This window comes from Micromonospora solifontis (assembly GCF_003725545.1).
In the GTDB taxonomy this organism is placed as follows: Bacteria; Actinomycetota; Actinomycetes; order Mycobacteriales; family Micromonosporaceae; genus Micromonospora; species Micromonospora solifontis.
Map to the genome: position 1 here is coordinate 1 of NZ_RJLN01000066.1, position 14,955 is coordinate 14,955.

Sequence of the window (14,955 nt, forward strand, 5' to 3'; positions counted from 1 at the left end):
GCCGGCGGGTGACCGGGAGCACCCGGCTGGCCGGGAGCCGGCGGATAGCCCGGGGCGGGATGCCCGGGCGCCTGCGGGTACGCCGGCCAGGCGGCTCCCGGCACGGGCGGCTCCCAGGCCGGCTGCTTCGGCCGGCGGAAGAACTCGTTGGCCGCCGGCAGCGCCAGCAGGATCAGGGCCGCCAGCAGGGCGAGCACGGCGAGCACCCCGAGCAGGGTGGTGACCGGGCCGTACCAGCCGGGCAGGGCGTCCTGCAGCCGGCGCTGGATCTCCTGCCCGCTCGGCACGTCACCGTTGGTGGTGCCGCCCTTCATCATGCCGCCGGCCGCGTTGTTGAGCAGGCCGCCGCCGGAGCAGCAGATCAGGATCCCGCCCAGCACCCAGGTGGTGATCCGGGCGCCGTTGCGGCCCCGGTTGTTCATCATGGCCAGGACCACGAGCGCCACGGCGAGCAGCAGGGTGACCACGGCCGCGACGAGGCCGAACACCCAGACGAAGTCGGCCGCCTGCTCGACCGAGGTGCCCCGGTAGGCGTCCCGCATGACCTCCCGGACCGTGCCGATGGTGGTGAGCGTCAGGATCAGATTCACCACCTGGACGGCGGCGACGAGGATGAGCAGCCAGCTGGATGTCGTCACCACGCCCGGACGGGCGCGGGCCGGCGTTGCGGAGGCATCGGCCATGATCGTCCTTTCCTTGACAGCATGACCACCGTAACCAGCGGGGGCCGGATCGGCAGCCGACGCGGGGCCGGGATCCGCGCTCAGCGCGGGTACGCGGTCGCCTCCCGGCGGAGCCGGCGGTGCTCGGCGGTGACCACGCCGAGGAGGGACAGGTCGAGGACGACCGCGGAGACCGCCCCGAACTGGTTGACGGTGAAGTTGAAGATCTGCCCGAACAGGAGGTCGACCAGGAGGGCCAGCTTGAACAGCCGGAACGCGTCCAGCCGGTCCCCGCGCAGCCGCAGGGCCGCCCGTACGGTGAGAGTGGCGGTGATCAGCGCCGAGACGGTGACGCCGGTGACCGCGCCCCATTCCCGCTCCTGGTCCAACTGCCCGGTCACCGCGTCGAGCAGCACGGCGGACACGACCGTCAGCGGTTCCACCACCAGATAGACGACCACCGGCCAGACCAGCCAGCGCCGGGCGGCCATCCAGGCGGCGAGGCGGCGGGCAGCGTCCGCCGCGCGCTGCCAGGACCGGACCGGAGGCGGTTCGCGCCGGGGCACCGCGTCGAGCAGCTGCACGATGGCCGACTCGGTGACCGGCCCGGTGCCCTGCACCAGCCGCAGCACAGCGATCCGTCGGCGGTCCGTCAACCCGCCGGGCAGCTCGCTGAGCACCAGGTCGAGCGCGTTCGCGGTGCGTTCCGCCGGGGTCAGCCGGGTCCGGCCGGTCCGGCCGCGCACCGCCTGGGTGAGCACCACGAGCGCAGCGAAGGACCCGTAGATGATGCCGGCCGCCGGGGCGTAGAAGTAGTCCGTACCGGCCGTCACGAACTTGCCCACCTCGTCGATGAAGAGCCCGAAGCCGATCCCGCCGATGATCGCCCCGGCGGTGCGCGGTCCGCCACCGAGGAACACCAGCGCGACCCCGAGCCCGACGGCCATCAGCAGCCCGCCCCAGAGCACGTGGGCGATGTGCAGGCCCCCGCCGCCGAGCTGGGGAAAGCCGGTGGCCTGGAGGTACGCCCGGACGGCGAGCACGGTCACCACCCCGGACAACACGAACGCCTGCAGGTACGACGCCGCGCCGAGCGCCCGGGTGGGAACCCGTCGGCGCAGCCAGTCCAGACCGGGACGCGGCAGACGGCGGGACGGGGACATGACCCGAAACCTAGTAGCCGCGCCACTCCGTGCGGGCGTACTCCAGCACCCTGGGCTGCAGCAACGTGGAGGCGGGCACGTCCAGCCGGGCCCGGTCGGCGGGGAAGGTGGCCGCCGCGGCGAGCACCGACGGGGTGAGGAAGCGCAGCGGCGGCACGTCGGCGGGCAGGGCGAGCGCCGGCGGCGTGGCGCCCGGCGCGGCGAGCACGTAGCCCCAGTCGCCGAAGCTCGGCACGTCCACGTGGTACGGCACGGTGGCGAAGCCGGCCTCCCGGACCGAGTGCTCGATCGACCAGTACGACCGGGGCGCGAAGTACGGCGACCCGGCCTGCACCACCAGCCGGCCGCCGGGGGCGAGCGCCGAGCGGATCAGCGCGTAGAACTCGACGGTGTAGAGCTTGGCGGTGGCGGTCTCGTCCGGGTCGGGCAGGTCGGCGACGATCACGTCGAAGCGGTCCGTGGCGGTCCGCAGCCAGCCGAACGCGTCCAGGTTGAGCACCCGGACCCGGGGGTCGGCGAACGAGTGGTGGTTGAGTTCGCGCAGCTGGGGCTCGGTCCGCGCCAGCCGCACCACGGCCGGGTCGAGGTCGACCAGGGTCACCCGGCGCACGTCCGGGTACTTCAGGATCTCCCGCAGCGCGAGCCCGTCCCCGGCGCCGAGCACCAGCACCTCGCCGTGCGGGCCGTTCATCGCCGGGTGCACCAGCGACTCGTGGTAGCGGTACTCGTCGATCGAGCTGAACTGGAGGTCACCGTTGAGGAACAACCGCAGGTCGGTGTCGGCGTGGCCGACCTCCCGCACCGACCGGGTCAGCACGATCTCCTGGTAGCGGCTGCGCTCGGCGTGCACCACCGGGTCCCGGTAGAGCTGCTGGCGGGCGGTCACCTCGAAGTCGTGGGCGGTGACCCAGGCGTACCCGAGGCCGAGGGCGACCACGACGGAGCCGGCGCCCAGCGCGAGCCGGGCGCGGCGGCCCAGGTCGGCCCGGAACACCGTGCCGACCAGGGCGAGGCCGGCGACGGCGTTCACCGCGCCGACCACCAGGGCCCCCTTGAGCTGCCCGAAGACCGGCATCAGCAGGAACGGGAAGGCCAGGCCGCCGAGCAGCGCACCCACGTAGTCGGCGGCGAAGAGGTCCGCCACCGCGCTGCCGGCGGACTGCTCGCGGATGCGTTGCAGCAGCACCATGAGCAGCGGGATCTCCGCGCCGATCAGCAGGCCGAGCACGAACGCGGTACCGACCAGGGCCGGCCCGTACAGGTCCAGCCAGGCGAACGCGGCGTAGAGGCCGAGCACGGAGAGGCCGCCGAGCAGCGCCAGGGTCAGCTCGATCGCCGCGAAGGCGGCCGCCGCCCGTGACTGCAACGGCTTCGCCACCAGCGCGCCGACGCCCATCGCGAAGACCATCACGCCGAGCACGATCGAGGCCTGCCCGACCGCGTCGCCGATCAGGTAGCTGCCGAGGGCGACCAGCGCCAGCTCGTACACCAGGCCGCAGGCCGCGCAGACGAAGACGGCGAGCAGGACCGCCGCGCGGGCCGGCCGCCACCGCGGCCGCGCCGGCGCGTCGGTGGTCACGCCGTCTCCCGGGTACGCGCGTCGGCGCCCGCCCCGGCGCGCTGCGCGGGCACCCGTCCCCGGAGCTGCCTGCGGCGTTGCCGGACCCCCACGGTGATGAGGAGCGCGGCGAAGAGCAGGATCCCGGCGGCGGCGAGCAGCCAGCCCCACCGGTCCCGCCACAGGTCGTTGCCGGCGTCGGGCAGCGGGGAGGGATCCGCCGCGCCGGCGGTCGGGGTGGCGGTGACCGGCTCGGCCAGCCCGGCCTCCGCGGCGAGCAGCGGCAGCATGACGGCGGCCCGGGTGACGGCCCAGCCGGGGTCGTCGATGAAGACGTCGTCGGTGAGCCCGAACCGGGTCAGCCCGGCCCGCATCCGGGACAGGTCGGCGGGGCCGATGTCCGGGGAGCCGGTCACCTCGACGCGAGCGGTGTCGTTGCTCTCGCTGCTCTCCGGGACGTAGCGGATGGCGGCGGTCACCTGCACCCAGCGCGGGCAGCTGGGGTTCTCCGCCACCCGCACCCCGTCGCCGAGGTTCGAGCCGGCGCTGATCGCGTCGTCGCCGTACTCCCAGTAGTCGGTGAGCAGCCAGCCGTAGCAGATGCCCTGGGCGGCGGAGGAATCGCGGAGGATCGCCACGGTGTCGGCCCGCTCGTCGGTGGCCGGCGCCGGCACGGCGTTTTCCCCGTCGCTGTTGAGCACGCCGGCCAGCACGCAGCCGAGGAGGACCAGGCCGATGGTCAGCCAGAAGACCCAGGTGGCGGCCTTCTTCTGCTTCGCCGGTGGCTTGGTACCGGTCATCAGCTGATCGCGGCGGCGATGATCGCGCCGGTGGCCAGGTGCACGACGGCGGACACCCAGACGGCGGGGTGCGGCTCCGGGTCGACCAGGATCTCGCCGAGCTTGCCCGGGGTGGCCATGTCGAGCAGCAGGAACGCCGCCGCCATGATGACCAGGCCGAGGATGCCGTACGCGGCCGCGCCGACCAGACCGAGGACGAAGTCGTCCGCGCTGGCGGCGATCGCGGCGACCACGATGGTGCCCACGCCGGCCAGGTTCGAGGCGAGCAGCAGCGCCGCGTTGCGGTTGCGCTCGACCCAGATCAGCTCGTGGAGCTTGCCGGGGGTGGCGACGTCGACCAGGACGTAGCCGACGGCCATCAGGGCCACACCGACCACGCCGTAGGCGAGCGTGACCAGCAGATCGGTGACCAGCGTCTGCACAGGGGACTCCAGGATCTTTGTCGGTGGGAGGGGTCAGGTCACTTGCCGGCGCCGGGTCCGCCACCGCGGACCGTGCTGCCCCGGCCCCAGCCCCAGTGGTTGCCGACCCGGGAGTGGTAGCGCGGGTACGCGGTGGTCATCCGTTCCAGCAGGATCACCGAGCCGGCGGCGAGCGGCAGGATCACCACCGAGTCGTCGTCGTAGCGCAGGTAGACACCGCTGCCGTCGACGTACTGGTCGGCCGGCTGCCAGGCCTGGGTGATGTCCGCGGACACCTGGCTGGGCGCCTTGTTCGAGGTGTACGCGATCGCGTTGGAGCCGATGTCCCGGCCGCTCGCCCGGGCGTAGTGGTCCTGCACGTAGCCGCGGGGCGAGAAGTTGCCGTAGAAGATGGCGAAGCCGGCCACCACCGCGCCGATCACGGCGAACGCCACGCCCACCACGAACCAGCGTCGGTACGTCACAGTGCCACCATCGTCTCGGTCAGGACCAGTTCGTTGGTCTGGGGATACGCGTGCCAGGTGCACCAGGCCACCGACCCGTCCGGCCGGTCGGGGCGGACGGCGAGCGCGGTGACCGCGTCGACGTCGCCGGGGAAGACCCCGACCAGCGCGTACGGGTCGTCGGCCAGCTCGGCGCGGAGCGCGGCGACCCGGGTGCGCAGGCCGTCGCGGGGCGGCCGGAGCACCGTGGCGGTGAACCGGTAGCCGGCACTCTCGTCGTGCAGGGTGTCGGGCAGGTGCGGCAGCCGCCCCGGCAGGCAGGCGACGGTCTCGGTGAGGTCGCCGAGGATCACCTGGTGGGAGGCGCCGAGCAGGCGCAGCCGCAGCCGCGGCCCGCCGGGCAGGGTCAGCTCGCGTACGTGCAGGGCCGGGCGTTCCGGGCCGCCGAGGCTGAGGCTCAGGTCGGCGGCGCGGGTGTCGACGTACGGCGCGTCCAGGTCGACCAGCACGCTCAGGACCCCTGCCCCGGGCCGGCCTGCGGGTAGATCATCACCTCGGCCCGGTGCAGCGTCTCGCCGAGGTTGACCTCCCAGCCGGCCTCGCCGTACGCCTCGAAGGAGAGCCGGGCCCCGCCGGGAGCCTGGTAGTCGTGGTAGCGCATGGTGCCGCGCGGGTCGAGGCCGGTGCCCTCGGTGGCGGTGTACCTCGCCTGGCCGGACTCGTCCCACTGGTAGCGCCGGCCGGCGATCTCCAGGGTCGGCGCGCCCGGGGTGACGGTGGCGGACGGCTCGGCGGTCCAGAACACCAGTTCCAGGTCCGGGTCCGTCTCGACGGAGAGCCAGCGCTTCACCCCGCCGGCGTCGTCGAGCAGGTGCTCGGCCCAGCTCCAGCCACCCTCGACCAGGTGCACGGATCCGCGCACGGTGTACGGCACCTGGCGGATCTCGACGATGTCGCCGGGCTTGAGGTTGCGGGGGTCGCCGCGCAGCGCGTCGGCGTCCCGGTCGCGGAACGGGTCGCCGGGGGCCTGCGGGCGGGGCCCGGACCGCGCCCGGCGCAGCGCGATCACGGCGATCACCACGCCGGCCACGCCGACCAGGCACCCCAGCGTGGTCACCAGGTACGCCACCGAACCGTTCACGACCGCCTCCCCACGTGCGTCGGCGGAGACGGTAACAACCCGGCGCACGTGCGCCGAAGTCCCACTCGCTGAGTGAGAGGTCAGCTACGGTCAGGCTCCGGCGAGGCGTTCGGTGGCGTACTCGCGGAGGGTGGTGCGCCCCATGACGCAGCCGCTGAAGGTGGTGAACTCGGCGTCGTCGGCGCGCAGCCGCTCCCAGGCCGCCCGGCCGGCCGCCGGGTCCACGGTGTCCAGCAGCGCCGCCGCGTACGCCCGGCCGGCCGGCGACCCGTGCGTGAGCAGCCGGTCGACCTTCTTCCGGGCCTGCTCCGGATGTTCGCGCAGGGCCCGCTCGACGTGCCGGTACGCGTCCGTCGCCGGCAGGATCTGCGACGCGATCCCCACCCCGCCGAAGGCGAGCGTGTCCGCCCGGGCCAGTTCCTCGACCGCCGCGTCCAGCTCCCCCATCCCCAACATGCCCTCCCTAGTGCCCACCCCGGGTCGGGTGTTAACAAGGGGCCCCTTCTCTACCGAATGCGTTAAGAAGGGGCCCCTGCTTACACCTCAGCCGGCGGTGACGGTGAGGGAGTCCTTGGTGTCGGCGAGGTCGACCCTGACCGTGTCGCCGTCGCGGATCTGGCCGGCCAGCAGCGCCTTGGCGAGCTGGTCACCGATGGCCGACTGGACCAGGCGACGCAGCGGCCGGGCACCGTAGATCGGGTCGTACCCGTGCTCGGCCAGCCACAGCCGCGCGGAGTCGCTGACGTCCAGGGCCAACCGGCGGTCCGCCAGGCGGGCTCGCATGCGGTCGAGCTGGATGTCCACGATGGCCCGCAGGTCCTCGCCCTGCAGGGCGGCGAACACCACGATGTCGTCGAGGCGGTTGAGGAACTCCGGCTTGAAGTGCGACCGGACCACCGCGAGGACACCCTCCCGGCGCTGCTCCTCGGCCAGCGTCAGGTCGCTGATAACCGATGACCCGAGGTTCGAGGTGAGGATCAGGATCGCGTTGCGGAAGTCCACGGTGCGGCCCTGGCCGTCGGTGAGCCGGCCGTCGTCGAGCACCTGGAGCAGCACGTCGAAGACGTCCGGGTGGGCCTTCTCCACCTCGTCCAGCAGGATCACCGAGTACGGCCGCCGGCGCACCGCCTCGGTGAGCTGGCCGCCCTCCTCGTAGCCGACGTAGCCGGGCGGCGCGCCGACCAGGCGGGCCACCGAGTGCTTCTCGCCGTACTCGCTCATGTCGATGCGGACCATGGCCCGCTCGTCGTCGAAGAGGAACTCGGCGAGCGCCTTGGCCAGCTCGGTCTTGCCGACGCCGGTCGGGCCGAGGAAGAGGAAGCTGCCGGTCGGGCGGTCCGGGTCGGCGACGCCGGCCCGCGCGCGGCGCACGGCGTCGGAGACGGCACCCACGGCCTCGGCCTGGCCGACCACGCGGGCCCGCAGCGACTCCTCCATCCGGAGCAGCTTGGCGGTCTCGCCCTCCAACAGCCGGCCGGCGGGGATGCCGGTCCAGGAGGCGACCACGGCGGCGATGTCGTCGGCGCCGACCTCCTCCTTGAGCATCGCGCCGTCCGCCTGGAGCCGGGCCAGCTCCTCCTCGGCCTGCTTCAGCTCGGTCTTCAGGGCGGGGATCCGGCCGTACCGCAGCTCGGCGGCGCGTTCCAGCTCGCCGTCCCGCTCGGCCCGCTCGGCCTCACCGCTGAGCCGCTCCAGCTCCTCCTTGGCGGTGGAGAGCTTGGTGATGTGGCTCTTCTCCAGCTGCCAGCGCTCCGACAGCGCGGTGAGCTGTTCGCGCTTGTCGGCCAGCTCCTTGCGCAGCCGCTCGAGCCGCTCGGCGGAGGCCTCGTCGGGCTCCTTGGCCAGCGCCATCTCCTCGATCTCCAGCCGGCGCACGGCCCGCTCGATCTCGTCCACCTCGACCGGGCGGGAGTCGATCTCCATGCGGAGCCGGGACGCGGACTCGTCGACCAGGTCGATCGCCTTGTCCGGCAGGAACCGGTCGGTGATGTAGCGGTCGGACAGGGCCGCGGCGGCAACCAGCGCGGCGTCGGTGATCCGGACACCGTGGTGCACCTCGTAGCGCTCCTTGAGGCCGCGCAGGATGCCGATGGTGTCCTCGATCGTCGGCTCGCCGACCAGCACCGGCTGGAAGCGGCGCTCCAGCGCCGGGTCCTTCTCGATGTGCTCGCGGTATTCGTCCAGCGTGGTCGCGCCGACCATCCGCAGCTCGCCGCGGGCCAGCATCGGCTTGAGCATGTTGCCGGCGTCCATCGAGCCCTCGCCCTTGCCGGCACCGACGACGGTGTGCAGCTCGTCGAGGAAGGTGATGACCTGGCCGTTGGAGTTCTTGATCTCCTCCAGCACGGACTTCAGCCGCTCCTCGAACTGACCGCGGTACTGCGCGCCGGCCACCATCGCGCCGAGGTCGAGCGAGACCAGCTTCTTGTCGCGCAGCGACTCGGGCACGTCACCGGCGACGATGCGCTGGGCGAGGCCCTCGACGATGGCGGTCTTGCCGACACCGGGCTCACCGATCAGCACCGGGTTGTTCTTGGTACGCCGGGACAGCACCTGGATCACCCGGCGGATCTCCGAGTCGCGGCCGATGACCGGGTCGATCTTCCCCTCGCGGGCGCTGGCGGTCAGGTCCACGCCGTACTTGGCCAGGGCCTGGTAGGTCTGCTCCGGGTCGGCGGTGGTGACCCGCCGGTCCCCGCCCCGGACGGTTGGGAAGGCCGCGACCAGGTTCTCCTCGGTGGCGCCGGCGTTCTTCAGCGCGACCGAGACCCCACCGCCCACCCGGGCCAGACCGGCGAGCAGGTGCTCGGTGGAGGTGTACTCGTCGCCCAGCGGCCGGGCGATCTGCTCGGCGGCGCCGATGGCGTTGACGAACTCGCGGGCCAGGGTCGGCTCGGCGATGCTGGAGCCCCGCGCGGCGGGCAGGGCGTCGACCGAGCGCTGGGCGACCCGGCGCAGCTCGGCGGGGTCGGCCCCGACGGCGCGCAGCAGGCCGGCGGCGGTCGAGCCCTCGGTGTCCAGCAGCGACAGCAGCAGGTGCCAGGGCTCGACGGTGGCGTGACCGCGCTGGTTCGCCAGCGCGACGGCACCGGTGATGGTCTCGCGGCTCTTGGTGGTGAGGCGTTCCGTGTTCATGGGCTCCCCCGGATCGGCGTGTCCACTGAGAGAGACACAACCAGAGTTGAGTCTATTCCGCTCAACTCCGTCAGTGTGACGTGGGTCACCGCCGCTGTCCGGGGCGGAGCCCGGGTCGGGCGCGCCTGTCGAGCTGAGTCGGTTTCGACATCACCGGCCCGGCCGCCCGGGCAGACGCGCCGTGCAGGGGGTCTCATGATCGGCGCGCAGCACACAGCGCCGGCCGCCGTCGAGCTTGCGGTCGCAGAAGACCCAATGCCGTACGCACTGGTTGTCCTCGGTCGACACGGTGATCCCGCCGAGGTTGACGGCGGCGAGGAAGGCCAGCGACCGGCCCGCCGTCCGGCCGAGCATCTTCGCCCGAGCCAGGTCGGGCGCCCGGACCGGCAGATGGATGACGTACCGCCCGGTCACGAGCGCCGGGCCAGGTCACGCGCGGTGGGCGCCTGGCGCGACTGCCACTCGCGCAGCGCGTCCTTGATCCGGGCCGTCTCGTCCCGGCTCCGGGCGACCTCGGCGTACGCGGCGGCGAGGTCGCCGGCCACCCGGTCGAGGAAGGCGGCGACCTCGACCGGGTCCAGACCCCGCCGGCACCTCGCAAAGGCGCGGCTCCGCACCTGCCAGGGCCGCAACGGGAGGTACGACGCGGAGCGGTAGGCGCCGGCCGGCGGCTGATTGGGCGGGCCGGCGATGCGACGCCATGACAGGGGTCGTAGGAAGTTGCGCATGATTCTGATCCCTCCTCAGCGGCCGGGCAGCGAGGGCGACGGAGAGCGGTCCGGCCGAGCGTCGTTGATCGGCCGGACTGGTTCTCGCCTGCCGTCGCAGCCCGGCGGCGCACAGGACAGTTCCGCGAGGTCGGGACGGGTCACGGGGTGCCCGCCCCGACCAGGTGAGCGCCCCAGGTGCCATCCGGGAGCGTCCATGAGGGAACCTACAATCGGTAGCGGTTGTAGGTCAACGACCTACCCGCGATTGCTTGAGGTTGGAGGTTCGTGCGTGATCGAATGGGCGTGCCATCCGGGGAGTGTGTATGCCCAAGCAGCAGTACCAGGTGCTCGCAGACGAGCTGAAGAGCAAGATCGATTCGGGAGAGTGGCCACCCGGCACCAAGCTGCCGAGCCGGTCGCAGCTCTGCAAGGAATACGGCGTGTCGGACACGGTCGTCGGCAAGGCCATGATGATCCTCCGCGCGACCGGTCTGACCGAGACGCTCGAAGGGGTCGGGGTCTTCGTCGCCGAAGCCAAGTAGGCGAACCGATTGGCCGCTGCCCGAGTTCTGGAAGGCTCGGTCGAGGGCCACCAGGGCAAGGGCATCTACGTCACTTCCCCAGAGCCGGCTTCCTGATGCAGCGCCCCGGCTGACGTCGCAAGCGACTCAGCTCGAAAGGACGCCACAACCACCCACCTGGGCCGAGGCTGCGCGGGTCACTCGCGGGTCAGGAGCACCCTGACCCAGCGGCGGTTGCCGACCGGACCGACGTTCAGCACGATCTCGTCCGGCCCTCGGGCCAGCAGCGTCCCGTCGCGCAGCAGGCTCAGGTGGTGCTCGGGCCCGATCGGCCAGGACACCCGCTCGTACCGGCCGTCGACCACCACGCCCGCCCCGTCCGGGCCGGTGACCGCCACCCGCCCGGCGCCGGCCGGCACCGCCGACCCGATCCGCTCGGGGTGGCCGTCGGCGCGGACCGGCTCCCACTGGCCCCGCCATCGCCAGAGCGCCGGGAAGCCCGTCCGGTCGGGCCGCTCGCCGACCAGCCACGGCTCGCCGTCGGGCGCGCGCACCGGGCGGAGGACGCCGACCTCGCCGTCCGGTGCCGGCACCGCCGTCCGCTGCCAGCTCCGGCCCTGGTCGGCCGAGACCGCCGCGTACGGGCGGCCGGCGTCGTCCGCACCGGCCGCCACCAGCAGGTCACCGGCCTCGGCCACGTCCTGCACCCGGGGCAGCCCGGGCTGGGCCGGCAGCGGGGTCAGCCGCCGTCCGTCCCAGCGGGCCACCCGGCCGCCGCCCTCGTCGGTCACCTGGAAATGGCCGTCCGGCCCGGTCAGCCCGGGCGGCGGCGCGACCCCGGGATGGTGGGTGAAGGTGACGCCGCCGTCGGTGGAGGCGTACCAGCCGAACGGCTCGGCGCCGAGGACCAGCAGGCCGTTCGGGGCGTACAGCTGCTGGTTCTCGGCGACCGGGCGGGGATGGGGCAGCGCGCGCCAGGACCGGCCGCCGTCCCGGGAGGCGAAGAGCAGCGCCGGGCACTCCCGCCCGGGCGGCCGGCCGTCGCAGGTGGCGAAGAGGGCGTACGCCCGTTCGGCGTCCACGAACTCGACGTGCGGCGGGTCGTACCGCTCGGTGACGGCGACCACGACGTGGCGTACCTCGTCGACATCGGCGACCGGCCGCGGCGCCGGCGTGCTGGCGACCGGCCGGGCCGACGCGGACGCCCGGTCCGGCGGTGGCCGGCGGACGTCGCCGATCGAACACCCGGCCAGGGCGGGCAGGAGCAGCAGAAAGATCAGCTTGCGATTCGTCCGCCGGTCCATCGCGCCTCCAGCGCAGGGTAGCCTCACCCGGGTGCGAGTACGTGTCGAACAGACTGCCCTACCGGGGATCGGCGTACGTCACGATCTGATGACGGAATCCGGCCGCCGCCTCGGCGTGGTCTCCCACCGCAATGGCCGCCGAGACCTGGTCCTCTACGACCCGGACGACCCCGATTCCTGCCAGCACGACATACCGCTGACCGACGACGAGGCGGAGGCGCTGGCCGACATCCTCGGCGCGTCGCTGATGCTCAGCCAGCTTTCCGGGCTGCGCGAGCAGGCCGCCGGGCTGCTCACCGAGCAGATCGCGATCCCGGCCGGCAGCAGTTACGTCAACAGGCCGCTGGGCGACACCAAGGCGCGTACCCGCACCGGCGCTTCGATCGTGGCGGTACTGCGCTCGGGCGAGGTGATCGTCTCGCCGGACCCCACCTTCCGCTTCCAGGCCGGTGACGTGCTGGTCGTGGTCGGTACCCGGCAGGGGCTCGACGGGGTGACGGCGATCCTCGCCGAGACGGACCCGGACGGCTGAGGCGCGGATGCACGAAACCACGACTCTGCTCGTCGAGGTCGGCGCGCTGCTGCTCCTGCTCGGCCTGCTCGGCCGGCTCAGCCGGCGCTTCGGCGTCTCGCCCATCCCCCTCTATCTGCTCGCCGGGCTCGCCTTCGGCCACGGCGGCCTGCTGCCGCTGAACGCCAGCGAGGAGTTCTTCGCCGTCGGCGCGGAGATCGGCGTCATCCTGCTGCTGGTCATGCTCGGACTGGAGTACAGCGCCAGCGAACTGGTCGGCAACCTCCGCTCGGCGGCCCCGGCCGGCCTGATCGACGCGGTGCTCAACGCGCTGCCCGGGTTCGCCTTCGCCCTGCTGCTCGGCTGGGGCTGGGTGGCCGCCGTGGTGCTCGCCGGAGTCACCTGGGTCTCCTCGTCGGGCGTGATCGCCAAGGTGCTCGGCGACCTCGGCCGGGTCGGTAACCGGGAGACCCCGGTGATCCTCTCCGTGCTGGTGATCGAGGACCTGGCGATGGCCTTCTACCTGCCGCTGGTCACCGCGCTGCTCGCCGGGGTCGGCCTGATGAAGGGCGGCACCGCGCTCGCCGTCGCGGTCCTCACCGTGGTCGTCGTGCTGGCCGTCGCCATCCGGTACGGCAAATGGATCTCCGCGGCGCTGTCGGCGAAGGACCCGGAGGCGCTGCTGCTCGGGGTGCTCGGCCTGACCCTGCTGATCGCCGGCGTCGCGGCGAAGCTCCAGGTCTCCGCCGCGGTCGGCGCGTTCCTGGTCGGCATCGCCCTCTCCGGGCCGGTGGCGCACCACGCGACCGAGCTGCTCTCGCCCCTGCGGGACCTGTTCGCCGCGGTGTTCTTCGTCTTCTTCGGCCTGGTCACCGACCCGTTGGACATGCCACCGGTGCTGCTGCCGGCGCTGCTGCTGGCCGTGGTCACCATGGGCACGAAGCTGGCCACCGGCTGGCTGGCCGCCCGCCGGGCCGGGATCGCCGAGCCGGGTCGCTGGCGGGCCGGCTTCGCGCTGACCCCGCGTGGCGAGTTCTCCATCGTCATCGCCGGGCTGGCCGTCGCCGCCGCGTACCCGGTCGAACCGAGGCTGGCCGCGCTCGCCACGGCGTACGTGCTGATCACCGTGGTGACCGGGCCGATGCTGGCCCGACTGCCGGACATGCCCTGGTTCAAGCACTGGCTGCGCCAGCGCAGCGCCGCCCGCCGGCCGGTGCCGGTGCGGGTGGGCGACTGACCGTCTCCGGGCCGGGTTGACCGTACGGTTGGCCCGGCCCGGCGAACAGTCGCCGAATTGATTCCGGGAAGGTCTACCGCTGACCTGCGCGACCGCGTTACCGTGTCGCCCCAGCAGCCAGGGTCCGCGGGTGGCCGGTGCCCCCGCAGCGGAAGCGGAAGGTCGGCCGGTGAGCGTGCAGGGAGAGACGTTCCACGGCTTCGCCAACCCCGTCGACCCGTCGCCGGCGGAACTACGAGCGTGGGCCTACCAGCCGGACTCCGTGCCGCTGACCTCGATGCCGCCGGACTGGGACCTGCTCGTCGCCGGTGACCACCTGGTGCAGACGCTCTTCGAGCTGGCCATGGATCAGGCCTGCCCGGCCCGCCGGTTCGCTCTGCACTGCCTCTACATCTACGCGGCCGACGGGATCCGAACGAACTTCCGGGCCCACCCGAAGCGCCGCTTCCGGAAGCTGGTCGAGCAGGCGGAACGAACCGGCGACGAGCTGATGCGCAACTGGGCGCACAACAGCCGGGTGCTGCTCGCCCGGCCGGACCTCTTCGTCTACCGCGACTGGTGCGAGGGCGGCCTGGTACGCGAGAACCGGCGACTCTAGGCCGTCGAAACCCGGCTGCGGCTGACGCCTGCGCACCCCTAGGCGACCCGAAAGCCGAAGGCCGGCCAGAACCGCCTGCACTTCGACCTCCCGCCCAACGGCGAACGGGCCGGGACCCCCGCCCTGGCATCACCGCGTCCCGGCCCGCCCAACGGCGAACGGGCCGGGACCCCCGCCCTGGCATCACCGCGTCCCGGCCCGCCCCAACGGCGAACGGGCCGGGACCCCCCGTGGGTCCCGGCCCGCACGTCGACGGATCGTCAGGTCGATCCGCCCTGCTTCTTGCGCCGCTCGTCGGCCCTGGCCCGGTCGATGCCGTGGTCCACCTGGTCGAGGAAGCGCCCTTCCTTGACCTTGTCGGTGAAGCGACCTTCGGTCACCCGGTCGAATCGCTCGCGGACGTTCTCGGCCACCTTCTCCAGCCGGTCCTCCGCCTGTTGCGCCACCTTCTTCGCCGATTCCGCCATGGCTCCCCCTGCCAGTTGGGCGTCCGGATTGAGCTGGTTGGCCCTGATTCACAGGCTAGTGCACCCCCGCCCACCCGTGCCCTGCTTTCCCCGAACCGCGCCGGCCCGCGCTTGATCCACTCCGGGTGCCGCAAACGGCGGTGTCCGGCCCTCGGGATACCCCGACCTTCCGCAGCCCGAGTCGATCACGGGCGGTGGACCGGTCGCGGGGTCGGCGCAGGGGAGCGGCAGACCGGCGAAGGCCCGGCCGGACGGCGGAGGCCGGACGGAACGGTGGCGGGCA

18 protein-coding genes are annotated in these 14,955 nt (G+C 73.1%); 4 read left to right on the forward strand and 14 right to left on the reverse strand.

Features of this window, described 5'->3' with window-relative positions; genetic code table 11:
* From EFE23_RS20355 to EFE23_RS20410, 12 genes are all read right to left on the reverse strand, one after another.
* Window positions 1-683: hypothetical protein (locus EFE23_RS20355; RefSeq protein ID WP_148058491.1), on the reverse strand; the 683-nt coding region annotated here is incomplete at its 3' end.
* Between the two features lie 80 nt (window positions 684-763).
* The gene (locus EFE23_RS20360) at window positions 764-1,825 is read right to left on the reverse strand and encodes a hypothetical protein (RefSeq protein ID WP_123242537.1); all 1,062 of its coding nucleotides are present in this window, start codon (window positions 1,823-1,825) and stop codon (window positions 764-766) included.
* A 10-nt stretch (window positions 1,826-1,835) separates the two neighbouring features.
* Entirely contained in the window at window positions 1,836-3,404 is a 1,569-nt protein-coding gene (locus EFE23_RS20365) for a polyamine aminopropyltransferase (protein WP_123242538.1), read from the reverse strand.
* Entirely contained in the window at window positions 3,401-4,183 is a 783-nt protein-coding gene (locus EFE23_RS20370) for a hypothetical protein (RefSeq protein ID WP_123242539.1), read from the reverse strand. Before EFE23_RS20370 ends, EFE23_RS20365 begins: the two co-directional genes overlap by 4 nt.
* Entirely contained in the window at window positions 4,183-4,605 is a 423-nt protein-coding gene (locus EFE23_RS20375; protein WP_123242540.1) for a DUF350 domain-containing protein, read from the reverse strand. Before EFE23_RS20375 ends, EFE23_RS20370 begins: the two co-directional genes overlap by 1 nt.
* A gap of 38 nt (window positions 4,606-4,643) precedes the next feature.
* Window positions 4,644-5,069, reverse strand: a complete 426-nt coding sequence (locus EFE23_RS20380) for a DUF4247 domain-containing protein (protein ID WP_123242541.1) — start codon at window positions 5,067-5,069, stop codon at window positions 4,644-4,646.
* Entirely contained in the window at window positions 5,066-5,557 is a 492-nt protein-coding gene (locus tag EFE23_RS20385; protein WP_123242542.1) for a DUF2617 family protein, read from the reverse strand. Before EFE23_RS20385 ends, EFE23_RS20380 begins: the two co-directional genes overlap by 4 nt.
* A 2-nt stretch (window positions 5,558-5,559) precedes the next feature.
* Window positions 5,560-6,189, reverse strand: coding sequence for a DUF4178 domain-containing protein (locus EFE23_RS20390; RefSeq protein WP_123242543.1), 630 nt, complete (start codon window positions 6,187-6,189; stop codon window positions 5,560-5,562).
* Between the two features lie 90 nt (window positions 6,190-6,279).
* Complete coding sequence (locus EFE23_RS20395) at window positions 6,280-6,645, reverse strand: hypothetical protein (protein WP_123242544.1); 366 nt, start codon at window positions 6,643-6,645, stop codon at window positions 6,280-6,282.
* A gap of 87 nt (window positions 6,646-6,732) precedes the next feature.
* Window positions 6,733-9,324, reverse strand: coding sequence for an ATP-dependent chaperone ClpB (clpB, locus tag EFE23_RS20400; RefSeq protein ID WP_123242545.1), 2,592 nt, complete (start codon window positions 9,322-9,324; stop codon window positions 6,733-6,735).
* A 150-nt stretch (window positions 9,325-9,474) separates the two neighbouring features.
* A complete protein-coding gene (locus tag EFE23_RS20405; RefSeq protein WP_123242546.1) occupies window positions 9,475-9,738 on the reverse strand; it encodes a hypothetical protein in 264 nt (87 codons plus the stop codon).
* The gene (locus tag EFE23_RS20410; protein WP_123242547.1) at window positions 9,735-10,052 is read right to left on the reverse strand and encodes a DivIVA domain-containing protein; all 318 of its coding nucleotides are present in this window, start codon (window positions 10,050-10,052) and stop codon (window positions 9,735-9,737) included. The genes EFE23_RS20405 and EFE23_RS20410 overlap by 4 nt, the downstream gene beginning before the upstream one ends.
* Before the next feature lie 305 nt (window positions 10,053-10,357).
* Here EFE23_RS20410 and EFE23_RS20415 point away from each other — a divergent pair, with 305 nt between their 5' ends.
* Window positions 10,358-10,576 carry a winged helix-turn-helix domain-containing protein gene (locus tag EFE23_RS20415; RefSeq protein ID WP_123242548.1) on the forward strand — a complete coding sequence of 73 codons (219 nt, stop codon included), beginning with the start codon at window positions 10,358-10,360 and terminating at the stop codon, window positions 10,574-10,576.
* A gap of 176 nt (window positions 10,577-10,752) precedes the next feature.
* Here the strand turns inward: EFE23_RS20415 and EFE23_RS20420 are convergent, their stop codons facing one another.
* Window positions 10,753-11,859, reverse strand: a complete 1,107-nt coding sequence (locus EFE23_RS20420; RefSeq protein ID WP_123242549.1) for a beta propeller repeat protein — start codon at window positions 11,857-11,859, stop codon at window positions 10,753-10,755.
* Window positions 11,860-11,890: 31 nt separating this feature from the next.
* Between EFE23_RS20420 and EFE23_RS20425 the strand changes: the two genes are divergently transcribed.
* From EFE23_RS20425 to EFE23_RS20435, 3 genes are all read left to right on the forward strand, one after another.
* Window positions 11,891-12,391 (forward strand): cation:proton antiporter regulatory subunit, encoded by a 501-nt coding sequence (locus tag EFE23_RS20425; protein ID WP_123242550.1) that lies wholly within the window; start codon window positions 11,891-11,893, stop codon window positions 12,389-12,391.
* A 7-nt stretch (window positions 12,392-12,398) separates the two neighbouring features.
* The gene (locus EFE23_RS20430; protein ID WP_123242551.1) at window positions 12,399-13,607 is read left to right on the forward strand and encodes a cation:proton antiporter; all 1,209 of its coding nucleotides are present in this window, start codon (window positions 12,399-12,401) and stop codon (window positions 13,605-13,607) included.
* A 169-nt stretch (window positions 13,608-13,776) separates the two neighbouring features.
* Window positions 13,777-14,205, forward strand: coding sequence for a hypothetical protein (locus tag EFE23_RS20435; protein WP_123242552.1), 429 nt, complete (start codon window positions 13,777-13,779; stop codon window positions 14,203-14,205).
* Between the two features lie 260 nt (window positions 14,206-14,465).
* Here EFE23_RS20435 and EFE23_RS20440 read toward each other — a convergent pair whose 3' ends face one another.
* Window positions 14,466-14,672, reverse strand: a complete 207-nt coding sequence (locus EFE23_RS20440; RefSeq protein WP_123242553.1) for a hypothetical protein — start codon at window positions 14,670-14,672, stop codon at window positions 14,466-14,468.
* Window positions 14,673-14,955: the final 283 nt, after the last annotated feature.